The organism is Streptomyces flavochromogenes (genome assembly GCF_000717595.1).
GTDB classification, from domain to species: domain Bacteria; phylum Actinomycetota; class Actinomycetes; order Streptomycetales; family Streptomycetaceae; genus Streptomyces; species Streptomyces flavochromogenes.
The window spans coordinates 198,051-217,263 of the sequence record NZ_JNZO01000004.1; the positions used below are offsets into that span (position 1 = coordinate 198,051).

General features: G+C 72.2%; 19 protein-coding genes. 15 read left to right on the plus strand and 4 right to left on the minus strand.

The features are described from left to right. Positions 1 to 12 precede the first annotated feature (12 nt). From IF00_RS0106025 to IF00_RS0106090, 14 genes are all read left to right on the plus strand, one after another. The gene (locus IF00_RS0106025; RefSeq protein WP_245234437.1) at positions 13 to 1,017 is read left to right on the plus strand and encodes a 5-dehydro-4-deoxyglucarate dehydratase; all 1,005 of its coding nucleotides are present in this window, start codon (positions 13 to 15) and stop codon (positions 1,015 to 1,017) included. Continuing rightward, complete coding sequence (locus IF00_RS0106030; protein WP_030315009.1) at positions 1,014 to 2,282, plus strand: enolase C-terminal domain-like protein; 1,269 nt, start codon at positions 1,014 to 1,016, stop codon at positions 2,280 to 2,282. Before IF00_RS0106025 ends, IF00_RS0106030 begins: the two co-directional genes overlap by 4 nt. A gap of 51 nt (positions 2,283 to 2,333) precedes the next feature. Continuing rightward, positions 2,334 to 3,665: an alpha-L-fucosidase gene (locus IF00_RS0106035; RefSeq protein ID WP_030315010.1), complete on the plus strand. Its 1,332-nt coding sequence runs from the start codon at positions 2,334 to 2,336 to the stop codon at positions 3,663 to 3,665. 44 nt (positions 3,666 to 3,709) lie between these two features. After that, a complete protein-coding gene (locus IF00_RS0106040) occupies positions 3,710 to 5,170 on the plus strand; it encodes a polysaccharide lyase 6 family protein (protein WP_030315011.1) in 1,461 nt (486 codons plus the stop codon). Positions 5,171 to 5,340: 170 nt separating this feature from the next. After that, complete coding sequence (locus tag IF00_RS0106045) at positions 5,341 to 6,012, plus strand: FadR/GntR family transcriptional regulator (RefSeq protein ID WP_030315013.1); 672 nt, start codon at positions 5,341 to 5,343, stop codon at positions 6,010 to 6,012. 322 nt (positions 6,013 to 6,334) lie between these two features. Beyond that, positions 6,335 to 7,663, plus strand: a complete 1,329-nt coding sequence (locus IF00_RS0106050) for an enolase C-terminal domain-like protein (protein ID WP_037637596.1) — start codon at positions 6,335 to 6,337, stop codon at positions 7,661 to 7,663. Then, the gene (locus tag IF00_RS0106055) at positions 7,660 to 8,421 is read left to right on the plus strand and encodes an SDR family NAD(P)-dependent oxidoreductase (protein ID WP_030315016.1); all 762 of its coding nucleotides are present in this window, start codon (positions 7,660 to 7,662) and stop codon (positions 8,419 to 8,421) included. Before IF00_RS0106050 ends, IF00_RS0106055 begins: the two co-directional genes overlap by 4 nt. Next, positions 8,418 to 9,533, plus strand: coding sequence for an aldo/keto reductase (locus IF00_RS0106060; protein WP_078944561.1), 1,116 nt, complete (start codon positions 8,418 to 8,420; stop codon positions 9,531 to 9,533). The genes IF00_RS0106055 and IF00_RS0106060 overlap by 4 nt, the downstream gene beginning before the upstream one ends. Before the next feature lie 7 nt (positions 9,534 to 9,540). Next, complete coding sequence (locus IF00_RS0106065; RefSeq protein ID WP_030315019.1) at positions 9,541 to 10,278, plus strand: (Fe-S)-binding protein; 738 nt, start codon at positions 9,541 to 9,543, stop codon at positions 10,276 to 10,278. Positions 10,279 to 10,283: 5 nt separating this feature from the next. Then, complete coding sequence (locus IF00_RS0106070; RefSeq protein ID WP_030315022.1) at positions 10,284 to 11,768, plus strand: LutB/LldF family L-lactate oxidation iron-sulfur protein; 1,485 nt, start codon at positions 10,284 to 10,286, stop codon at positions 11,766 to 11,768. Beyond that, the gene (locus tag IF00_RS0106075) at positions 11,765 to 12,508 is read left to right on the plus strand and encodes a LutC/YkgG family protein (protein ID WP_078944562.1); all 744 of its coding nucleotides are present in this window, start codon (positions 11,765 to 11,767) and stop codon (positions 12,506 to 12,508) included. The genes IF00_RS0106070 and IF00_RS0106075 overlap by 4 nt, the downstream gene beginning before the upstream one ends. Next, positions 12,505 to 12,816 carry an L-rhamnose mutarotase gene (locus tag IF00_RS0106080; protein ID WP_030315026.1) on the plus strand — a complete coding sequence of 104 codons (312 nt, stop codon included), beginning with the start codon at positions 12,505 to 12,507 and terminating at the stop codon, positions 12,814 to 12,816. The genes IF00_RS0106075 and IF00_RS0106080 overlap by 4 nt, the downstream gene beginning before the upstream one ends. Further along, a complete protein-coding gene (locus IF00_RS0106085) occupies positions 12,804 to 13,715 on the plus strand; it encodes an amidohydrolase family protein (RefSeq protein WP_388309825.1) in 912 nt (303 codons plus the stop codon). Before IF00_RS0106080 ends, IF00_RS0106085 begins: the two co-directional genes overlap by 13 nt. Before the next feature lie 101 nt (positions 13,716 to 13,816). Next, positions 13,817 to 14,275 (plus strand): SRPBCC family protein, encoded by a 459-nt coding sequence (locus tag IF00_RS0106090; RefSeq protein ID WP_030315030.1) that lies wholly within the window; start codon positions 13,817 to 13,819, stop codon positions 14,273 to 14,275. A 17-nt stretch (positions 14,276 to 14,292) separates the two neighbouring features. On the opposite strand, the gene IF00_RS0106095 is transcribed toward IF00_RS0106090, so the two are convergent. Further along, the gene (locus IF00_RS0106095; protein WP_030315032.1) at positions 14,293 to 15,087 is read right to left on the minus strand and encodes a YqjF family protein; all 795 of its coding nucleotides are present in this window, start codon (positions 15,085 to 15,087) and stop codon (positions 14,293 to 14,295) included. 115 nt (positions 15,088 to 15,202) lie between these two features. Continuing rightward, entirely contained in the window at positions 15,203 to 16,402 is a 1,200-nt protein-coding gene (locus IF00_RS0106100) for a S8 family peptidase (protein WP_030315034.1), read from the minus strand. Between the two features lie 242 nt (positions 16,403 to 16,644). Here IF00_RS0106100 and IF00_RS0106105 point away from each other — a divergent pair, with 242 nt between their 5' ends. Beyond that, positions 16,645 to 17,262, plus strand: a complete 618-nt coding sequence (locus tag IF00_RS0106105) for a hypothetical protein (protein WP_030315035.1) — start codon at positions 16,645 to 16,647, stop codon at positions 17,260 to 17,262. Here IF00_RS0106105 and IF00_RS0106110 read toward each other — a convergent pair. Together IF00_RS0106110 and IF00_RS42555 are read right to left on the minus strand one after the other, a co-directional pair. Continuing rightward, positions 17,255 to 17,998, minus strand: a complete 744-nt coding sequence (locus tag IF00_RS0106110; protein ID WP_245234438.1) for an Lsr2 family DNA-binding protein — start codon at positions 17,996 to 17,998, stop codon at positions 17,255 to 17,257. The genes IF00_RS0106105 and IF00_RS0106110 overlap by 8 nt on opposite strands. Before the next feature lie 105 nt (positions 17,999 to 18,103). After that, positions 18,104 to 19,102, minus strand: coding sequence for a hypothetical protein (locus tag IF00_RS42555; protein WP_158710433.1), 999 nt, complete (start codon positions 19,100 to 19,102; stop codon positions 18,104 to 18,106). Between the last annotated feature and the right edge of the window lie 111 nt (positions 19,103 to 19,213).

Consider the following 19,213-nt stretch of genomic DNA (forward strand, 5'->3'; position numbering starts at 1 on the left):
GGACCACCTCCCGTGATCCCGTCCGGCCTGATGTCCTTCCCGCTCACGCCGTTCACCCCCGCCGACGAGGTGAACACGAGCGTGTTCGCCGACCACATCGAGGACCAGCTCGCCCACGGCCCCGCCGCGCTCTTCGTCGCCTGCGGCACGGGGGAGTACTCCTCGCTCAGCGCCCCCGAGTACGCCGAGGTCGTCCGGCACGCCGTACGCGTCGTCGCCGGCCGCGTGCCCGTCCTCGCCGGCGCCGGGGGCGGCCTCGGCAACGCCCGGGCAGCCGTCGGCGCCGCCTCGGACGCGGGCGCCGACGGGATCCTGCTGCTGCCCCCGTACCTCGTCGGCGGGACCGAGGACGGCTATCTCGCGTACGTGGAGTCCGTCGCCGGCGCCGGGCGCCTCCCCGTCCTCGTCTACCGGCGCGGCCTCGCCAGAATCGGCGTGTCCACCGCCCTCCGGCTCCTCTCCGTGCCCCGGGTCGCCGGGATCAAGGAGGGCGACGGCGACCTGGACTCGATGGCCCGCATGGTCACCGCCGTGCGCACCAGCGGCCACCCCCGCGCCGAGACCTTCGCCTTCCTCAACGGACTGCCCACCGCCGAGGTCAGCGCGACCGCCTGCCGGGCCATCGGCATCCGCGACTACTCCTCCGCCGTCCTGTGCTTCGCCCCCGACATCGCCCGCGCCTTCCACACGGCCCTGACGACCGGCGACACCGCCGTCACCAGCCGGCTCCTCACCGACTTCTACCTGCCGCTGACCGCCCTGCGCGACCAGGTCCCCGGCTACGCCGTCTCCCTCGTCAAGGCCGGAGCCCGCCTGCGCGGGCTCGACGTCGGCCACGTCCGGGCACCCCTGGTGGACGCGGCACCGGACCACGTCGAGCAGCTGAAGGACCTCCTGGCCCGGGGCCGGCGCGCACTGGCCGAAACGGGCGGCGGTGCGGAGCCCGCCGTGACGGACGGCGCAGGTACCGGCCTCACGCCGGAACAGGGCGCTCCCGCCGTGGCGGTCGCCTCGTGAAGGTCACCTCCGTCGTCGTCACCCCCGTCGCCTTCGCCGACCCGCCGCTGCTCAACGCCGTCGGCGTCCACGAGCCGTACGCCCTGCGCGCGGTGGTGGAGGTCAGGACCGACACCGGCGCGTACGGCCTGGGCGAGAGCTACGGCGACTCCGCCCACCTCGAACTGCTCCGGGCCGTCGCCGACGACCTGCCCGGCCTCGACCCCTTCGACCTCAACGAACTGTCCCGGAGGGTCCACGCGATCGTCGGCGGCCGGGTGGCGCGCGACGCCCACGGCCTCATCGGTGAGGGCGGGGCGGCCAAGACGGTCGCGAGCGTCACCTCGCCGTTCGAGGTGGCCTGCCACGACCTCCAGGGCAAACACCTCGGCAGGCCCGTGTCCGACCTCCTCGGCGGCGCCACCCGCGACCGGATCGACTTCTGCGGCTACCTGTTCGCGAAATGGGCCGCGCACCCCGGCCACGAGCCGGACGAGTGGGGACCGGCCCTCGATCCGGCCGGACTCGTGGCGCAGGCCCGGCTCCTGGCGGACCGCTTCGGCTTCCGCTCGTTCAAGCTCAAGGGCGGCGTACTCCCGCCTGACGACGAGATCGCCGCGATCCATGCTCTCCGCGAGGCCTTCCCGGGCCACCCGCTCCGCCTCGACCCCAACGCGAGCTGGACCCCGGAGACCGCCGCCCGGGTGGCCGACGAGCTGACGGGAGTACTGGAGTACCTGGAGGACCCGGTCGCCGGCATCCCCGCCATGGCGGACCTCGCCCGCATCGCCCCCATGCCCCTCGCCACCAACATGTGCGTGGTCACCTGGGAGCACCTGACCGAGGCGATCCCCGCCCGGGCCGTCGGCGTCCTGCTCGGCGACCACCACTTCTGGGGCGGCCTCAAAGCCACCCAGCACCTGGCGACCGCCTGCCACCACTTCGGCATCGGGATGTCCATGCACTCCAATTCCCACCTCGGCATCAGCCTCGCCGCGATGGTCCACCTCGCCGCCGCCACCCCCGCCCTCACCCACGACCTGGACACCCACTGGCCCTGGAAGCGGCCCGAGGACGACGTCGTCACCACACCGTGGAGCTTCGTCGACGGCGCGATCACCGTCCCGCGCACGCCCGGACTCGGCGTCGACCTCGACCGCGACGCACTGGACCGGCTGCACCGGCAGTACCTGGAGTGCGGCCTGACCCGCCGGGACGACACCGGCTACCTGGCCCGCGTCGCCCCCGACGTACGGCTCCGCGAAGACGTCCACGAACCGGCCTGACGGCGCCGCCGGACCGCCCGCCCCCTCCCGACCGCACAGGAACGATGCCCCATGACCTCTACCAGCGCCGACACCGAACTCCCGTCGACTTCTTCGCCCGACACGAGCTGGTTCACCCACGACCGCTTCGGCATGTTCGTCCACTGGGGCCTCTACTCCCTCGCCGCACGCCACGAGTGGGTGAAGACCCGGGAGAAGATGACGGACGAGCAGTACCAGGTGTACTTCGACCACTTCGACCCCGACCGCTACGACCCGGTCAAGTGGGCGCGGACGGCGAAGGCCGCCGGCATGCGGTACGTCGTCCTGACCACCAAGCACCACGACGGCTTCTGCCTCTGGGACAGCCGGCTCACCGACTACAAGGTGACGAAGACACCCCACGGCCGCGACCTGGTCGGACCCTTCGTCGACGCGTGCCGTGCCGAAGGCCTCAAGGTCGGCTTCTACCACTCCCTGATCGACTGGCACCACCCCTCGTTCCCCGTCGACGGAACGCACCCGCGGCGCGACGACGAGGAGTTCAAGGCCGAGGCGGCCGACCGGGACATCCGGGAGTACCAGGAATACCTGCACGGCCAGGTCCGCGAACTGCTCACGGAGTACGGACGCGTCGACTACCTCTTCTTCGACTTCTCCTACGCCGGCCGCGAATGGTGGGGCGGCAAGGGCCCCGACGACTGGGACGCCCCGCGGCTCATGGCGATGGTCCGCGAACTCCAGCCGCACATCCTGGTCAACGACCGGGCGGGCCTCCCCGGAGACTTCGTCACGCCCGAGCAGTACCAGCCGTCCGCCCCGATGACCGTCGAGGGCCGTCCCGTCCTGTGGGAGGCGTGCCAGACCCTCAACGGAAGCTGGGGATACGACCGCGACAACCTCGACCACAAGAGCCCCGACCTGCTCATCCGGATGCTCGTCGACGGCGTCTCCAAGGGCGGCAACCTCCTGCTGAACGTCGGCCCCACCGGCCGGGGAGACCTCGACCCGCGCGACACCGCCGCCCTCGCCGAGATCGGCCGCTGGACCGATCTGCACGAACGGTCCGTACGCGGCTGCGGCCCCTCCCCGTACACCCCGCCCGCCGACTGCCGTTACACCCAGCGCGGCGACCGGCTCTACGTCCACCTGTTCTCCTGGCCGCTGCGCCATCTGCACCTGCCCGGTCTCGCTGGCCGGGTGCGGTACGCCCAGCTCCTGAACGACGCCTCGGAGATCGTCCAGGAGCCGCTCGACCCCGACCGCCCGGCGATGAACACCCAGATGGGCGGCCAGCCGGCCGGCACCCTCACGCTCCGGCTCCCGGTGCAGCGGCCCGACACACCCGTGCCCGTCATCGAGCTGCACCTGGCGGACCCGTCCGGGCCCGGCGTCTCGATGTGAAGGGCCGTACGCGTACCACCCATTCGACCGATTACGGAGGCACCATGCAACGACGCACGTTCCTCACCGGCACCGCGGTAGGGGCGGCAGCGGCCGCCCTGCCCTTCTCCGCCCCGGCGTACGCGAACGCCGCCCGGCGCAAGCCCGCGCGCCCGCTGGGCCCCACCGTCGACGTCGGCTCCCTGGACGACCTCCAGGACGCCATCGACGCGGCGGTGCCGGGCACCCGCATCGTCGTCGCGAACGGCACCTACACCGTTCCCGCCGCCAAGCCCCTCACCATCACCGGCAAGAACGGCTCCCGCACCGCGCCGATCACCATCGTCGCCGCGTCACGGGGCGGCGCCGTGCTGCGCGGCGAGCGGAGCTTCGTCTTCGACGCGTCCAGCAACGTGACCGTGAGCGGCTTCTCCTTCCGGCAGAGCACCACCCTGGAGATCCCGGCGACCTGCACGTACATCCGGCTCACCCGCAACGACTTCCAGCTCGCGGACATCGAGGGCCTGCACTGGGTCATGGTGCGTGGCGACGAGGCGGTGATCGACCGCAACCACTTCCACGGCAAGACCACGCTCGGCATCTTCCTCGGCATCGAGGGTTCGGGCAGCGAGGCCATGGCCCAGGGCGTGCACGTCCACCGCAACCACTTCTCCGACCACACCTTCGCGGGCTCCAACGGCGGCGAGCCGATCCGTCTCGGCGTCAGTCCCCGTGCCCTGTCGAGCGCGCACGCGCTCGTCGAGTACAACCTGTTCGAGCGGGCCAACGGCGACCCCGAGGCCATCTCCGTCAAGAGCTCCGACAACGTCATCCGCTACAACACGATCCGCGACAGCCTCGGCGGTATCGTCCTGCGCCACGGCAACGGCACCCTCGTCGACAGCAACTACCTCATCGGCGGCGAGGAGGGCGTGCGGATCTACGGCAACGACCACGTCATCGTCAACAACTACCTGGCCGGCCTCACCGGTCGTGCGATGGTCATCGGCAGCGGAACGGAACGCGACCACGTCCCCGGAGAATCGGCCGAGGCCCGCCGGGGCAACGACGCACCCGACCGCATCCTCATCGCCCACAACACCCTCCTCGACAACGCGGGCGGCGCCCTCTCGGGCGAGAGCCACCGCCCGCACGAACCCCGTGACGTCACCGTCGCCGACAACCTGCTGGTCGGCCAGACCGGCAGTCTGGTGGAGATGGCGACCACGGTCCGCTTCACCTGGCAGAGCAACATCCTGTTCGGCGCGGCGGCCGACGGGAACATCCCCGCCGGCGGATTCCTGCGGGCCGATCCCCGCCTGGTGAAGGGCTCCGACGGGGTGTACCGCCTGTCGAGCACGAGCCGGGCGATCGGCGCGGCCACACTGTCCCCGGCGCCCGTCACCCATGACATCGACGGCGACGCGCGTGGCGGTGTGCGTGACGTCGGCGCCGACGAGTACGCGACGGCGACGCCGATCCGCAGGCCGCTGACCCCGGCGGACGTGGGCCCCAACGCCCGCTGACGAAGAACCGGGGGGGAGGACAGCCGGCCCGTCGCACGTCCGCGCGGGGCCGGCTGTCGCTCCCTGGACCTCCCCCTCGTGGGCCGAGCCGGTCGGCCCCGCGCCACCCTGCAGTAAGGTGGCGCCCAGCAGACACATCCGATGTATTTGGCCTTGCACAGGAGGACGCCTTGGCAGTTACGGACGAGGCGATCGGCAAGATCAAGGAGATGATCGTCTCCGGCGCGCTGCGCCCGGGGGACCGGCTGCCCAAGGAGGCCGACCTCGCCGCCGAACTGGGCCTGTCGCGCAATTCGCTGCGCGAGGCGGTGAAGGCCCTGTCCCTGCTGAACATCCTCGACGTGCGGCAGGGCGACGGGACGTACGTCTCCAGCCTCGAACCGCCGCTGCTGCTCGAAGCGGTGTCGTTCGTCCTGGACTTCCACCAGGACGACCAGGCGCTCCAGGCCCTGAAGGTCCGGGGCATCCTGGAGCCGGCGGCCACCGCGCTGGCGGCGGAGCGCATTCCCGAGCACGAGATCAGGGAGCTCGGGGAGCTCCTCGACCGTCTCGGTGACGCCCCGAGCCTGGACGAACTCGTCGCCAGCGACCTGGAGTTCCACCGGCGCATCGCGGCGGCCTCCGGGATTCCCCTGCTGTGCTCGCTCCTCGACAGCATCTCCGGGGCCACCGTGCGGGCGCGGCTGTGGCGGGGGATCACCGAGGAGACGGCCGTGGCCCGCACCCTGTCGGAGCACCGGGCGATCCTGGACGCACTCGCCGCACGGGACGCGAGAACGGCGGAGGCCTGGGCGACGATCCACATCTCCAACGTCGTCCGCTGGCTCGACAGCGTGCTGTGACCTGCTGTTCGGACTCCTTTCTCCGCCTCCACCGCCATGGCTGCACGACGAGGGCGGGCGCTCCCCGGGGAGCGCCCGCCCTCGTCGTGTCGTGCGTGATGCCCTTCGTGCCGCCGTTCTCAAGGTCCGAGAAACATCCGATGTCTACTTGCCTCACCTCTCGCGAGCGCCGTATCGTTCTCGCTCAATAGGCCAATCACCCGATCTGTGCTGATGGTTGGGGCTGCTCCGTGTCGGTCGGGCAGATGAAGCCGAACACCGAGCAAGCAGCCCAGGTGTGAAAGGAACCCCGTTGTCCACTGACATCACGCGGGTCATTGCGATGGACACCTACGACATCCGTTTCCCGACCTCCCGCCAACTCGACGGGTCCGACGCGATGAACCCGGACCCCGACTACTCCGCGGCCTACCTCGTCCTGCGCACGAACGAGCCCGACGGCCCCACGGGACACGGCTTCACCTTCACCATCGGGCGTGGCAACGATGTCCAGGTCGCCGCGATCGAAGCACTGCGCGCCCACATCGTCGGCCGGTCCGTGGAGGACCTCTGCGCCGACCCCGGCCTCGTCAGCCGCGCACTGATCGGCGACAGCCAGCTCCGCTGGCTCGGGCCCGAGAAGGGCGTCATGCACATGGCCGTCGGGGCCGTGGTCAACGCCGTATGGGACCTGGCCGCCAAGCGGCAGCGGAAGCCGCTGTGGAAGCTGCTCGCCGACGCCGACCCCGAGTGGCTCGTCTCGCAGGTCGACTTCCGCTACATCACCGACGCCCTCACCCCCGAGGAGGCCCTCGACCTCCTCCGGCGCGGCAAGGACGGGCGCGCCCGGCGCGAGAGCGTCCTGCGGGCCCAGGGCTACCCCGCGTACACCACCTCGCCCGGCTGGCTCGGCTACTCCGACGAGAAGCTGACCCGACTCGCCAAGGAAGCGGTGGCGGCGGGCTTCACCCAGATCAAGCTGAAGGTCGGCGCCGACCTCGCGGACGACGTCCGCCGCTGCCGCGCCGCCCGCGCCGCCGTCGGCGCGGACGTCCGCCTGGCCGTCGACGCCAACCAGCGGTGGAACGTCGGCGAGGCCATCGAATGGACACGTGCGCTCGCCGAGTTCGACCCCTACTGGATCGAGGAGCCGACCAGCCCGGACGACATCCTCGGGCACGCGCGCGTGCGGGCCGCCGTCGCCCCGGTCAAGGTGGCGACGGGCGAGCACGTACAGAACCGCATCGTGTTCAAGCAGCTCCTCCAGGCGGGCGCCGTCGACATCGTCCAGCTCGACGCGGCCCGGGTCGGCGGTGTGAACGAGAACCTCGCCATACTGCTCCTCGCCGCCAAGTTCGGCGTACCCGTCTGCCCGCACGCCGGCGGGGTCGGCCTGTGCGAACTGGTCCAGCACCTCGCGATGTTCGACTTCGTGGCGCTCAGCGGAACCACCGAGGACCGGGTCATCGAGTTCGTCGACCATCTGCACGAGCACTTCGCCCACCCGGCCGTCATACGCGAGGGCGCCTACACGGCGCCCCTCGCCCCCGGCTTCTCCGCCGACATGCACGAGGCCTCCCTCGCCACGTTCGCCTACCCCCACGGCACGTTCTGGGCCGCGGACCTGGCCGGAGCGCTCGCCGACGAAGCCACCGTGGAGGTGACCGCATGACCTCGTACCCGCTCGCCGGCCTCCGCGCCGTCGTCACCGGCGGCGCCTCCGGCATCGGACTCGCCGTCGCCCGCCTGCTCGACGCGCAGGGCGCCGCCGTCGCCGTCCTCGACCTCGACCCGGCTGCCACACCCGACACGTTCACCGCCCTCCGCGCGGACGTGGCCGACGACACCTCGGTGCGCGAAGCCGTCGCGGCGGCGGCCGCCACACTCGGCGGAATCGACATCCTCGTCAACAACGCGGGCATCGGAGCCGCCGGCACCGTCGAGGACAACCCCGACGACCAGTGGCACGGCGTCCTCGACGTCAACCTCCTCGGCGTCGTCCGCACCACCCGCGCCGCCCTGCCCCACCTGCGCCGCTCGGAACACGCCGCCGTCGTCAACATCTGCTCCATCGCCGCCACCGCGGGCCTGCCGCAGCGGGCCCTGTACGCGGCGAGCAAGGGAGCCGTCCTCTCCCTGACCCTCGCCATGGCCGCCGACCACGTCCGGGAGGGCATCCGGGTCAACTGCGTCAACCCCGGGACCGTGGACACCCCGTGGGTCGCGCGTCTGCTCGACGCCGCGACGGACCCGGAGGCCGAACGCGCGGCACTCAGCGCCCGCCAGCCCACCGGGCGGCTCGTCGGCGCCGACGAGGTCGCGGCGGCCGTCGTCTACCTCGCCTCCCCGGCGGCGGCCTCGGTGACGGGCACGGCCCTCGCCGTCGACGGCGGCATGGCGGGACTCCGACTCCGGCCGGCGGGCACATGAGCGCGTACGAGAAGGCAGCCGGCGAGTGGGCAGCCGACGAACGGGCCGCACACGAACGCGCTGCGGACGAACAGGCCACGGACGGACCGACCGGGGGCGGACCCGCCGCCGACCCCGCGGGACCCACCCGCGTCCCCCTCGGCCGGACCACCGCCTGGACGACCCGCCTCGCCTTCGGCGCGGCCGGCATCGGCAACCTCTACAGCGCCGTCACCGACGAGGACGCGAACCGGACCCTCGCGACCGCCTGGGACCGTGGCATCCGCTCCTTCGACACCGCACCACACTACGGCCTCGGCCTGTCCGAGCGCCGGCTCGGCGCCTTCCTGCGGGACCGGCCCCGTGACACGTACACCGTCTCGACGAAGGTCGGCCGCCTCCTCGTGCCCGACCCCGGCGCGACCGGCGACGACCTCGCCAACGGCTTCGCCGTACCCTCCGCGTACCGCAGGGTCTGGGACTTCGGGGCGGACGGCATCCGGCGCGGCCTGGAGGCGAGCCTGGAGCGGCTCGGGCTCGACCGCGTCGACACCGTGTACCTGCACGACCCCGACGACCACGCCGACCAGGCGCTGCGCGAGGCGTACCCCGCCCTGGAACGCCTCAGGGCCGAAGGGGTCGTCCGTGCCATCGGCGTGGGTATGAACCAGACCGCGATCCCCACCCGCTTCGTCACCGAGACCGACGTCGACGTCGTCCTGCTCGCCGGCCGCTACACCCTGCTCGACCGGAGCGGCCTCGCCGACCTGCTGCCCGCCGCGCAGCGCCGTGGCGTGTCGATCGTCGCCGGAGGGGTGTTCAACTCGGGCCTCCTCGCGGATCCACGCCCGGGCGCCACGTACGACTACGCGGCCGCCCCGCCGGAGACCCTGGCCAGGGCGCTCCGGCTGCGGGAGATATGTGAGCGCCACGGAGTGCCCCTGAGGGCCGCGGCGGCCCGCTTCCCGCTGGGCCACCCCGCGGTGGCGGGCGTCCTCCTCGGCCTGCGCAGCGCGGCGGAGGCCACGGACGCCGCCGACATGCTGGCCCGTGCGATACCCGAGGCCCTCTGGGAAGAGCTGCGCCGCGAGCACCGCACCCCCGGTTCCGTTCCCACCCCGGACCGCGGGTGAGGCGCCGATGAGGATCGGACTGTTCGTCACCTGCCTCAACGACACCCTCTTCCCCGGCACCGGCCGGGCGGTCGTGACCGTCCTCGAACGGCTAGGCCACACCGTTGAGTTCCCCCGCGACCAGACCTGCTGCGCGCAGATGCACTTCAACACCGGCTACCGCCCGGAATCCGTTCCCATGGTGGCCCGCTTCGCCCGCGTCTTCGCCGGATACGACGCGATCGTGACGCCCTCCGCCTCCTGCGCGGCCATGATCCGCGACAACCACCCCGTCCTCGCCGAACAGCTCGGCGACGCCGCACTGCGCGAGGCTGTCGCCGACGTCGTCCCCGCCGTCCACGAGCTGACCGAGTTCCTCGTCGACGTCCTCGGCGTCACCGACGTGGGCGCCGTGTTCCCGCACCGTGTGACCTACCACCCCACCTGTCACTCCCTGCGCGGTGTACGCCTGGGAGACAGGCCCCTGCGACTGCTGCGCGCAGTCAAGGGAATCGACCTCGTCGACCTGGCGGCGGCCGACGCGTGCTGCGGTTTCGGCGGGACCTTCGCCGTCAAGAACGCCGACACCTCCACCGCCATCCTCGCCGACAAGATGACCACCGTCATGAGCACCGGAGCCGAGGTCCTGTGCGCCGCCGACAACTCCTGCCTCATGCACATCGGCGGCGGTCTCGTCCGCTTGAACAGCGGCGTACGCACCCTGCATCTCGCGGAGATCCTGGCAGCGACGGAAGGAACGAGGTGACCGGCATGACGGACGACTCCGACCACGACGGGCGGGTCTGGCTCGGCACCCCCGCCTTCCCCGAGGCCGCCCGCAGCGCCCTGGCCGACACCCGGCTGCGCCACAACCTCCGGCACGCCACGACCACCATCCGTGCCAAGCGCCTCGACGCGACCGGCGAGGTGCCGCACTGGGAGGAGCTCAGGGAGGCCGGCGCCGCCATCAAACGCCGTACGACACGCCATCTCGCCCACTACCTGGAGCAGTTGGAGGCGAACGTCACCGCCGCCGGCGGCACGGTCCACTGGGCGACCGACGCCGCCGAGGCGAACCGCATCGTCGAGCGCCTCGTCCGCGCCGGGGGCGGCGGGGAAGCCGAGCGGCACGAGGTCGTCAAGGTCAAATCGATGGCAACCCAGGAGATCGGACTCAACGAGGCCCTCGCCGCCGCCGGAATCACCGCGTACGAGACCGACCTGGCGGAACTCATCGTGCAGCTCGGCCAGGACCGGCCCTCCCACATCCTCGTCCCGGCGATCCACCGCAACCGGGCCGAGATCCGGGAGATCTTCGCGGAGCGGATGGGGGAGCGGGGCCGGGCGGCACCCGCCGACCTCACCGACGACCCGAAGGCGCTCGCCGAGGCGGCGAGGCTCCACCTGCGGGAGAAGTTCCTCACCGCCCGGGTGGCGATCTCGGGGGCGAACTTCGCCGCGGCCGACACCGGCACCATCGCGGTCGTCGAGTCCGAGGGCAACGGACGGATGTGCCTGACCCTGCCGGAGACCCTGATCACGGTCATGGGCATCGAGAAGGTCGTACCGAGCTTCGCCGACCTGGAGCTCTTCCTGCAGCTGCTGCCCCGCAGTTCGACAGGCGAGCGCATGAACCCGTACACCTCCCTCTGGACGGGAGTGACGCCCGGCGACGGCCCCCAGGACTTCCATCTGATCCTCCTGGACAACGGCCGCACCGACGTCCTCAAGGACACCGTCGGTCGCCAGGCCCTCGCGTGCATCCGCTGCTCGGCCTGTCTCAACGTCTGTCCGGTGTACGAGCGGACCGGCGGCCATGCCTACGGCTCGGTCTACCCCGGCCCGATCGGAGCGGTGCTCACCCCACAGCTGGCAGGGGTCCGGCGGGCCGCGTCCCTGCCTTTCGCCTCGACCCTCTGCGGCGCCTGCTACGACGCCTGCCCGGTGAAGATCGACATCCCGGAGATCCTGGTCCACCTGCGGGCGAAGGTCGTCGAGGCGAAGCGCGACGACCGGGCGCTGCCGACCCCGGAGGCTCTCGCCATGAAGGCGGCGTCGACGGTCCTCGACTCGCCAGGGCTCCTGGGCGTCGCCCAGCGGGCGGCGGCGGCCGGCGGCCGGTTGACGAGCGGTCGCGGCGGGCGGATCCGGCGCCTGCCCGGACCGCTCGGCGGCTGGTCCGCCACGAGGGACACACCGCCACCGCCACGGGAGTCGTTCCGCGCGTGGTGGCGCGAGAACCGGGAGGAGCGATGAAGAGCGGCAGCAAGGAGAACAGCCCTGCGGCCGACAGGTCCGAGGCCGACTGCCCAGCGGGCGACCGCGCGGCCGGCGGCGCCACGGCCGACAGTCGCGCCGTCGTACTCGCCCGCATCAGGGCAGCGTTGAGGGACGTGCCGGCCGACGAGTCGCCCGAGGACGTGTCCGTTCCGCGCACCTACCGCCGTACCGTCCTGCCGGGCGACACCGTCGCGCTCTTCGCCGCGCGCGTCGCCGACTACCGCGCCACCGTGGTGCGTACCTCGCCGGAGGACGTGGCACGGACCGTGGCCGTCCTCCTCGAACGCCGAGGTGTGCGGCGGGTCGTCGTGCCCGACGGGTTCCCGCCCGAGTTCCTGACGCGCACCGACGCGGATCTCGTCGGCGACTCCCCACCCCTGTCCGTGCGTCAACTGGATTCTCTCGACTGCACGTTGACCACGGCGGCCGTCGCCATCGCGGAGACGGGGACGATCGTGCTCGACACGGGACCGGGCCAAGGACGCCGGGCCCTGTCCCTGATCCCGGACCACCACCTCTGCGTGGTGCGCGCGGAACAGATCGCCCCGGACGTACCGGGAGCACTGGCCGGCCTGGATCCGCACCGGCCTCTCACCTTCGTCTCGGGCCCTTCGGCCACCTCCGACATCGAACTGCAACGCGTCGAAGGCGTCCACGGACCCCGCACCCTCGACGTCGTCCTGGTCGTCACCGCCCCCTCTGGAGCCCACCCATGAGAGTCGCCCTGCACACCCGGGTCCGCGCGGACCGCATCGCCGCGTACGAGGAGGCACACCGCGAAGTCCCCGCCGAGCTGACCCGCGCGATCCGGGCCGCCGGCTGCACGTCCTGGACGATCTGGCGCAGCGGCACCGACCTGTTCCATCTGCTCGACTGCGAGGACTACGCCCGCCTCCTGGCCGAACTCGAGACACTGCCGGTCAACGTGGAGTGGCAGGCCCGGATGGCCGAGCTCCTCGATGTCGTCCACGACTACTCCGGCGACGGCGCGGACGCGGGGCTGCCCGTGGTGTGGCAGCTGTGAGCACTCCCCGCGGCCCCCTCGTCGTCGACGCCCACCACCACCTCTGGGACCTGTCCGTACGCGACCAGGACTGGATCACCGGCCCCGCCCTCGCGCCCCTGCGCCGCACCTTCACACAGCGCGAGCTGAGGGCCGAGACCGCCGCCGCGGGGGTGACGGCCACCGTCCTCGTCCAGACGGTCACCGTCGCCGACGAGACACCCGAGATGCTGGCCACCGCCCGCGACAGCGACCTGATCGCCGGCGTCGTCGGCTGGACGGACCTGACGGCGCCCGACGTCGCCGACACCGTGGCCACGCTGCTCGCCCAGCCGGGCGGCGACCGCCTCGTGGGCATCCGCCACCAGGTCCAGTCGGAACCCGATCCCGCCTGGCTGCTCCGCCCCGACGTCCGGCACGGTCTCACGGCGGTGGCCGACGCCGGGCTCGCGTACGACCTGGTGATCCTCCCGCACCAGCTGCCGGCCGCGACGAAGGCCGCGAGAGAACTGCCGCGGCTGACCTTCGTCCTCGACCACGCCGCTAAACCGCCCGTGGCGAGCGGAGACCTCGAGCCCTGGGCGGCCGACCTGCGCGCCTTCGCCACCCTGCCCAACACCGTCGGCAAGCTCTCCGGCCTGCACACCGAGGCCGACTGGCGCACCTGGACGGTGCGGGACCTGCGGCCGTACGCCGACACCCTGCTCGACGCGTTCGGCCCGAGTCGCCTCATGTTCGGTTCGGACTGGCCGGTGTGCACCCTGGCGGCGTCGTACGGACGGACGCTCGCGACCGCGGGAGAGCTCACGGAGGCGCTGAGCCCCGGCGAGCGGGCGGCGGTCTTCGGCGGCACGGCGGTGGAGACGTACCGACTGGGGGAGCACGTCGCTCGCCGGGCGGGTCGACCGGCGGTCACGTAGGGTCGTGATGCCGCTACGACCGTCGCGGTGCAGCGACGAGGAGGTACGCCTCGTCGCCGCAGGCGCGGGCGGGGGCGCCGCTCGACCGATCTGGGGTGCCCATGACAGGACAGTTCGAAGCGACGTTCGAGGTCGACCGGCCGGTGGAGGAGGTGTTCGCCTTTCTCGCCGACGGGCGCAACGATCCGGAGTTCAGCCCCCGGGTCCTCAGGATCGAGCGGGTGCCGGACGCCCCGACCGCCGTGGGCACCGTCTTCCGGAGCACCGTCAAGGACGCCGGGATGAAGACCGCGAGGGAGTTCCGCGTCACCGCCCTCGAAGCGCCCGTGAAGATCCGCTGGGCCGAGGTGTCGAAGAACCTCATCACGGCGAGTGAGGGGGGCTACGACCTGGAACCGCTCACCGACGGCCGGACCCGGGTCCGGATCTACAACGTCCTCGAAGGCCACGGCGTGGGCCGACTCCTCGCCGGCCTCGCGCTCGCGGCAGCCCGCAAGGACGCACCCGGTTTCGGCGCCCGGATCAAGGCGGCGGCGGAGGCGGGGATCGCCCCGCGCTGAGACAGCGAGCGAGCCGCCTACCTGTTCCCGTCCCTCGGACGCGGGACCGACACGACCCGCGGGACCCGCGGAGGGGCGCTGAAGCGGACCGGCACGCCCGGCGAGTAGAGCACGCTCACGGGCGGACCGGGCGGCTGCGCGAGACCGGCAGCGGTGAGCAGGGTCTCGTCGCAGCCGAGCAGCCGGGCGCGGTGGAGCGGCCAGCGCGGGTGGGTGTTCGGGAGATAGAGCGGCCGCCCGCGGAACGAGCTGTGCATGCCCCAGCGGGCGGTCAGGAAGTGTTCGAGCGCGGTGGGCTCCTCCACGGGCTCGCCGACCTCCAGGCTGATCGCGCTGCGGGCCCCGCGGGGGCCGGGCCAGCGACGGCTGCTGGTGTACGTCACGGTGGAACCTTCGGTGCGGATGCTCATCCGGGACCAGACGTACGGGATCCGGAACGCCCACCGTCCGACGGTCACCGGGATCAGCCGGGACGCGTCGAGGGAGCGGAAGACGACACCGCGGCGCCCGTGGGCGTCCACGGAGTAGAGCCTGACGTTGGTCTCGGGGAAGGTCCCGAGATACGGGATCCCGGGGAGCCGGAGCCAGCCGACCCGGTGCATCCGGAAGGCGACCAGGCCCACATAGGTGACGCCGTCGTGAGTGTCGGGCACGGTGCCCGCGGGCAGGAGCGGGGCCACGTCGGCCGGGTCCACGGCCCAGTGCAGGAACGCCAGGTCGAGCCAGGACTGGGTGAGCAGCGTGAGGTCCTCGCGGTGCGGGGGGTCGGCCGATATCGGCTCGGGGAGCACGGCGGGCGGCGTCTGCGGCATCCCAGCAGTATCGGGCACCGAACCGAAGGAGGTGGCCCTCCACGGGTGTGTGGAGGGCCACCTCTTCACAGCTCATCGGGGTCGGGCCCGGCCCCGGCGAGTCGTGGACGTGCTGTTACGGCGTCACCTTGAGGAGCTTGTTCGCGGTGCCGGAGGACGGGTTCTTGATGGCGTCCGCGGTGGCCGCCCCGGTCAGCGCGGCGGCCGTGTCGGCCGGCGTCGCCGACGGGTTGGCCGCCAGGTAGAGGGCCGCGGCACCCGCCACGTGCGGGCTGGCCATCGACGTGCCGGAGATCGTCTTGACGCCGGTGTCGCTGTCGTTCCAGGCCGAGGTGATCTCCGAGCCGGGCGCGTACAGGTCCACCACGGAGCCGAAGTTCGAGAAGTCCGACTGCTCGTCGTCCTTGGTGCTGGACGCCACGGTGAGCGCCTCCGGCACCCGGGAGGGCGAGCCCTGGCCGGCGTCGGAGGACTCGTTGCCGGCCGCCACCGCGAAGGTCACACCGGAGGCGATGGCGCGCTGGACCGCCGCGTCCAGGGCCTCGTCGGCGCCGCCGCCGAGGCTCATGTTCGCGACCGAGGGCCCGGAGTGGTTCTGGGTCACCCAGTCGATGCCGGCCACGACCTGCTCCGTGGTGCCGGAGCCGTTGTCGTCGAGGACGCGGACCGCCACGACCTTGGCCTTCTTCGCGACGCCGTGGGAGGTGCCGGCGATGGTGCCCGCCACGTGGGTGCCGTGGCCGTTGCCGTCGTCGGCGCTGTCGTCGTTGTCCACGGCGTCGAAGCCGTGGGCCGCGCGGCCGCCGAAGTCCTTGTGCGAGATCCGGACGCCGGTGTCGATGACGTACGCGGTCACGCCCTCCCCGCCGGTGTCGGGGTACGTGTACTTCTGGTCGCCGGCCGTGTCGGCCTGGTCGATCCGGTCCAGACCCCAGGACGGGGGCTGTTCCTGCGTCTCCTTGATGCTGAACCGCTTGTTCTGCACGACGGTGCCGACCGCGGGGTCGGCGGCGAGGCGCTTGGCCTCGTCGACGGACAGTCCGGACGCCGAGAAGCCGTTGACCTCGGAGCCGTAGGAGCGGACGAGCTTGCCGCCGTACTTCTTGGCGAGGTCTCCCTTGTTCGCGGATGCGTCGAGGATGACGATGAAGCTGCCGTCGACGGCGCCCGGGGCACCGAGTCCGTGGACGGTTCCCTCGGCCGGGGTGGCTGCCCCGGCGAGATTGCCCGCGAACAGCGCTGCGGCGGCCGCGGCCGCGGTACCTGTGGCTATGGCCGCGTTGCGAAGTCCGTGGGATCGCTTGTGAGTTGCCATGAAAGTGGATCTCTCCTCGTGTTGACGTGTGGGGCGTCAAACGTTCGAGAGAACCCTGTTCGGATTGGCAGGAGCAAATCAAGAGCGAACCAGGGGTAAAGGCTTTTTCAACAAGGTTTCTTAAACAGCTCTCCGCACCGCCTCCATCTCGCACACGCGCCCTGGCCAACTCCTCCCTGAAATGGTCACGTTCCGCCACCCTGCGGGGAACGACGTCAGTGCCCGGCGATAACGTCGGTCGCATGGGATTCACGAGCGCGTGGGCCATCTCGGGCCACACCGACGAAGACATCGCGAACCTCGCCCCGCGACTGCTTCCCGCGATGCGCGCGGACCGCGACGCCCCTGATGCCGCCCGCCGCTGGCAGGACTGGCAGCGGGCTCCGCTCCCCGACCACCGGACCTGGTACACGGACTACGGCCCGGCGATCGAATCGTTCCGCGAACTCACCGCCCCCGGCACGCACGTCGACGACATGTGCGGAGGAAGAACGGACCCGGCGTTCTACGTCGTGGACGACGTGTGGGACGGACAGAGCGAGGACAGCATGTTCCTCACGGTCCACAGCAAGGAGTACGCCGTCTCGTCGCTCCTCCACGCTCTCGGACCGACACGGGCGGCGCTCCTGCCCGGCTGGTGCGGCACCTTCCTGCTCACCCCGGCACAGGTCGCGGCGAGTCTCCCGTACGTCGAGCGAGCCTTCACCTTCACCCCGGACGAACGCGCCACGGCCGAAGCCCGGGACTGGCTGGACTACTCGACCGGCGAGGAGAGCGTCCTCGACGGCCCCCTCCGTGTCTGGCGCACCGCCGCCCGCACGGACATGGGCCTGTGCGGGCTGTCCGTGCACCTCACCTGAGATCCGTGCCACGGGGGCGGTCGGAGTGCGTCGCCGCCTCCCAGGCCTCGAGGATCGCGACCGGGACGCGTCCCCGGTCCGGTACGTCGTGGCCGTTGGCCCTGGCCCATGTACGGATGGTGCTCGTGCTGACCTGTGACCAGGTGCTCGGGGCGGTGACCGGTACGCGACCGCGGAGACGGGACGGGGTGAAAGAGGGCCCGTCGTCGAGCAGGTCTCGGGGGAACAGCGGGACGTGCAGCGTCCCGCCGAGGACGTCGACGAGAAACGCCGTCACCGACCCGCTGTACGTGAACCAGGGGGCGCCCAGCCGCTCGGTGACGGCGACGGTCCACCGGTCGGGGGCGTTGCGGGGCCGGGTGTCCCAGAACAGGTAGTGCCCGTTTCCGGTGACGCCCACGACGAGGAGATCCTCGGTCGCGCACCGAGGCTCCCCGGGGCTACGCGCGCCGGCGCTCCGGCCCGTGCCGGCGGACCGCACCGCGTCGAGCTGCGCACGCAGACGCGCCGGCATGGGGCCGGTCAGGTCGACCCATTCGCTGAGGGCACCGGGTCGGTACAGGGTGAGGAAGTCGCAGAACTCGCCGGGCCCGTAGGCGGCGACGAGTTCCTTGTAGTCCCGGGGCAGGCTCATGCCCAACGCGCCCTCGGCGAGGGGCCAGTCGGGCGCCGGCGGAGCGACGGGAGGAGGCGGGCACAGGGAGGTCAGCGCGGCGAGGCCGGGGAGAGCGGTCACCGGACCAGTACATCGCGAACGCGCCGCCCCCGGTCACCCACCCCTGACGCCGGGACGTCGGCGCCCGAGGCCGACCGGACGTCGGCACCCGACGGCGACCCGGCGTCAGCCGATGCGCCAGCGACGGACCGTGTCGCCGTCGAACGTGAGCCAGGTGCCGTCGCCTAGGGCCACGGCGCGGGCCGTCACCTCGATGCCCGGCGGATACGTCACCTCGGCCCGCGGACGCAGATCGGCGGCGCCGAGCAGGAGGTGACGGCACTCCTCCTCCCAGGGGTCCTCACCCACCGCCGCAAGCACCCGCTCCTCGTCGAGGAAGCCCGGCTGCCCCATGAAGACCAGCCCGTCCGACAGCACCTCGGCCGCCTCCGCCACCGTCCGGGCCCGGACCGGCGAGTCGTACCGGGTCAGCCGCTCCCCGGCCACGGAGAGCGTCAGGAAGGCGCCGGAGCGCAGGCTGCTGCCCGTGAAGGGCTCGTCGTACCCACCGACCGGTTCGACCGCCAGGCCCTCCCGCGTGGCGGTCGCGAGCAGCGCGTGCGCCTCGTCCTGCCCCTGCGCCGCGTCGAGGAAGACTCCCCGGGCCGGGCCGAGCGGCTGCTGGAACGCGTAGGTCCCCCAGCACGTCGGGACCTCCGACGCGGCCAGCACCGTGCCGGTGGCGAGGTCCAGGTTCAGGAGTACCTCGGTCCGGACGGTTTCGAGGGCGTGCGGGACGACCGCCAGGAGCGCGGTGCCGGAGGGATCGGAGGCGCAGGCCCCATGGGCTCCGCCCGGCCACGGCCGGTGCGGGAACGTCCACCGGACAGCTCCGTCCGCCTCGTGGACGGTGACGGAGTCCCCACCGCTCACCGCGAGACCGCCGCCCGGTACGGGGGTGGCGTACACGCGCTCCTCCCCGGGCAGCAGCCACCCCTGCCGGAGGCCGAAGACCGCCCCCGGGTCGTCGGAGACACGGCCCGCCTCGACGCGCGCTCCGTCGCGGGCCACGATCCAGTGAGCCCCGTCCCTGACCTGCAGCGAGTCGAGTCGCCCGAGGGCCGATCCGAGGCCCGGCACCTCCCCGGCGGCGGCGAGCTCGGCTCGGACGGCTTCGTAGACCACGGTGGTTCCCACCTCTTCGACCGAGAAGTCCCTCCTGGTCGGGGACCTGCAACTCATTCTCGTGCGGGCGGGCGTGGCAACCCGCACTCCCGTGTAGCTACTCTTGCCAAG

Bases quoted from the DNA above. Each gene is read 5' to 3' on its own strand.
- IF00_RS0106095 (WP_030315032.1), bottom strand. From the start codon at position 15,087: ATGCCGCAGACGCCGCCCGCCGTGCTCCCCGAGCCGATATCGGCCGAC.
- IF00_RS0106035 (WP_030315010.1), top strand. From the start codon at position 2,334: ATGACCTCTACCAGCGCCGACACCGAACTCCCGTCGACTTCTTCGCCC.
- IF00_RS0106080 (WP_030315026.1), top strand. From the start codon at position 12,505: ATGAGAGTCGCCCTGCACACCCGGGTCCGCGCGGACCGCATCGCCGCG.
- IF00_RS0106040 (WP_030315011.1), top strand. From the start codon at position 3,710: ATGCAACGACGCACGTTCCTCACCGGCACCGCGGTAGGGGCGGCAGCG.
- IF00_RS0106050 (WP_037637596.1), top strand. From the start codon at position 6,335: ATGGACACCTACGACATCCGTTTCCCGACCTCCCGCCAACTCGACGGG.
- IF00_RS0106065 (WP_030315019.1), top strand. From the start codon at position 9,541: ATGAGGATCGGACTGTTCGTCACCTGCCTCAACGACACCCTCTTCCCC.
- IF00_RS0106055 (WP_030315016.1), top strand. From the start codon at position 7,660: ATGACCTCGTACCCGCTCGCCGGCCTCCGCGCCGTCGTCACCGGCGGC.
- IF00_RS0106090 (WP_030315030.1), top strand. From the start codon at position 13,817: ATGACAGGACAGTTCGAAGCGACGTTCGAGGTCGACCGGCCGGTGGAG.
- IF00_RS0106100 (WP_030315034.1), bottom strand. From the start codon at position 16,402: ATGGCAACTCACAAGCGATCCCACGGACTTCGCAACGCGGCCATAGCC.
- IF00_RS0106060 (WP_078944561.1), top strand. From the start codon at position 8,418: ATGAGCGCGTACGAGAAGGCAGCCGGCGAGTGGGCAGCCGACGAACGG.
- IF00_RS0106075 (WP_078944562.1), top strand. From the start codon at position 11,765: ATGAAGAGCGGCAGCAAGGAGAACAGCCCTGCGGCCGACAGGTCCGAG.
- IF00_RS0106070 (WP_030315022.1), top strand. From the start codon at position 10,284: ATGACGGACGACTCCGACCACGACGGGCGGGTCTGGCTCGGCACCCCC.
- IF00_RS0106105 (WP_030315035.1), top strand. From the start codon at position 16,645: ATGGGATTCACGAGCGCGTGGGCCATCTCGGGCCACACCGACGAAGAC.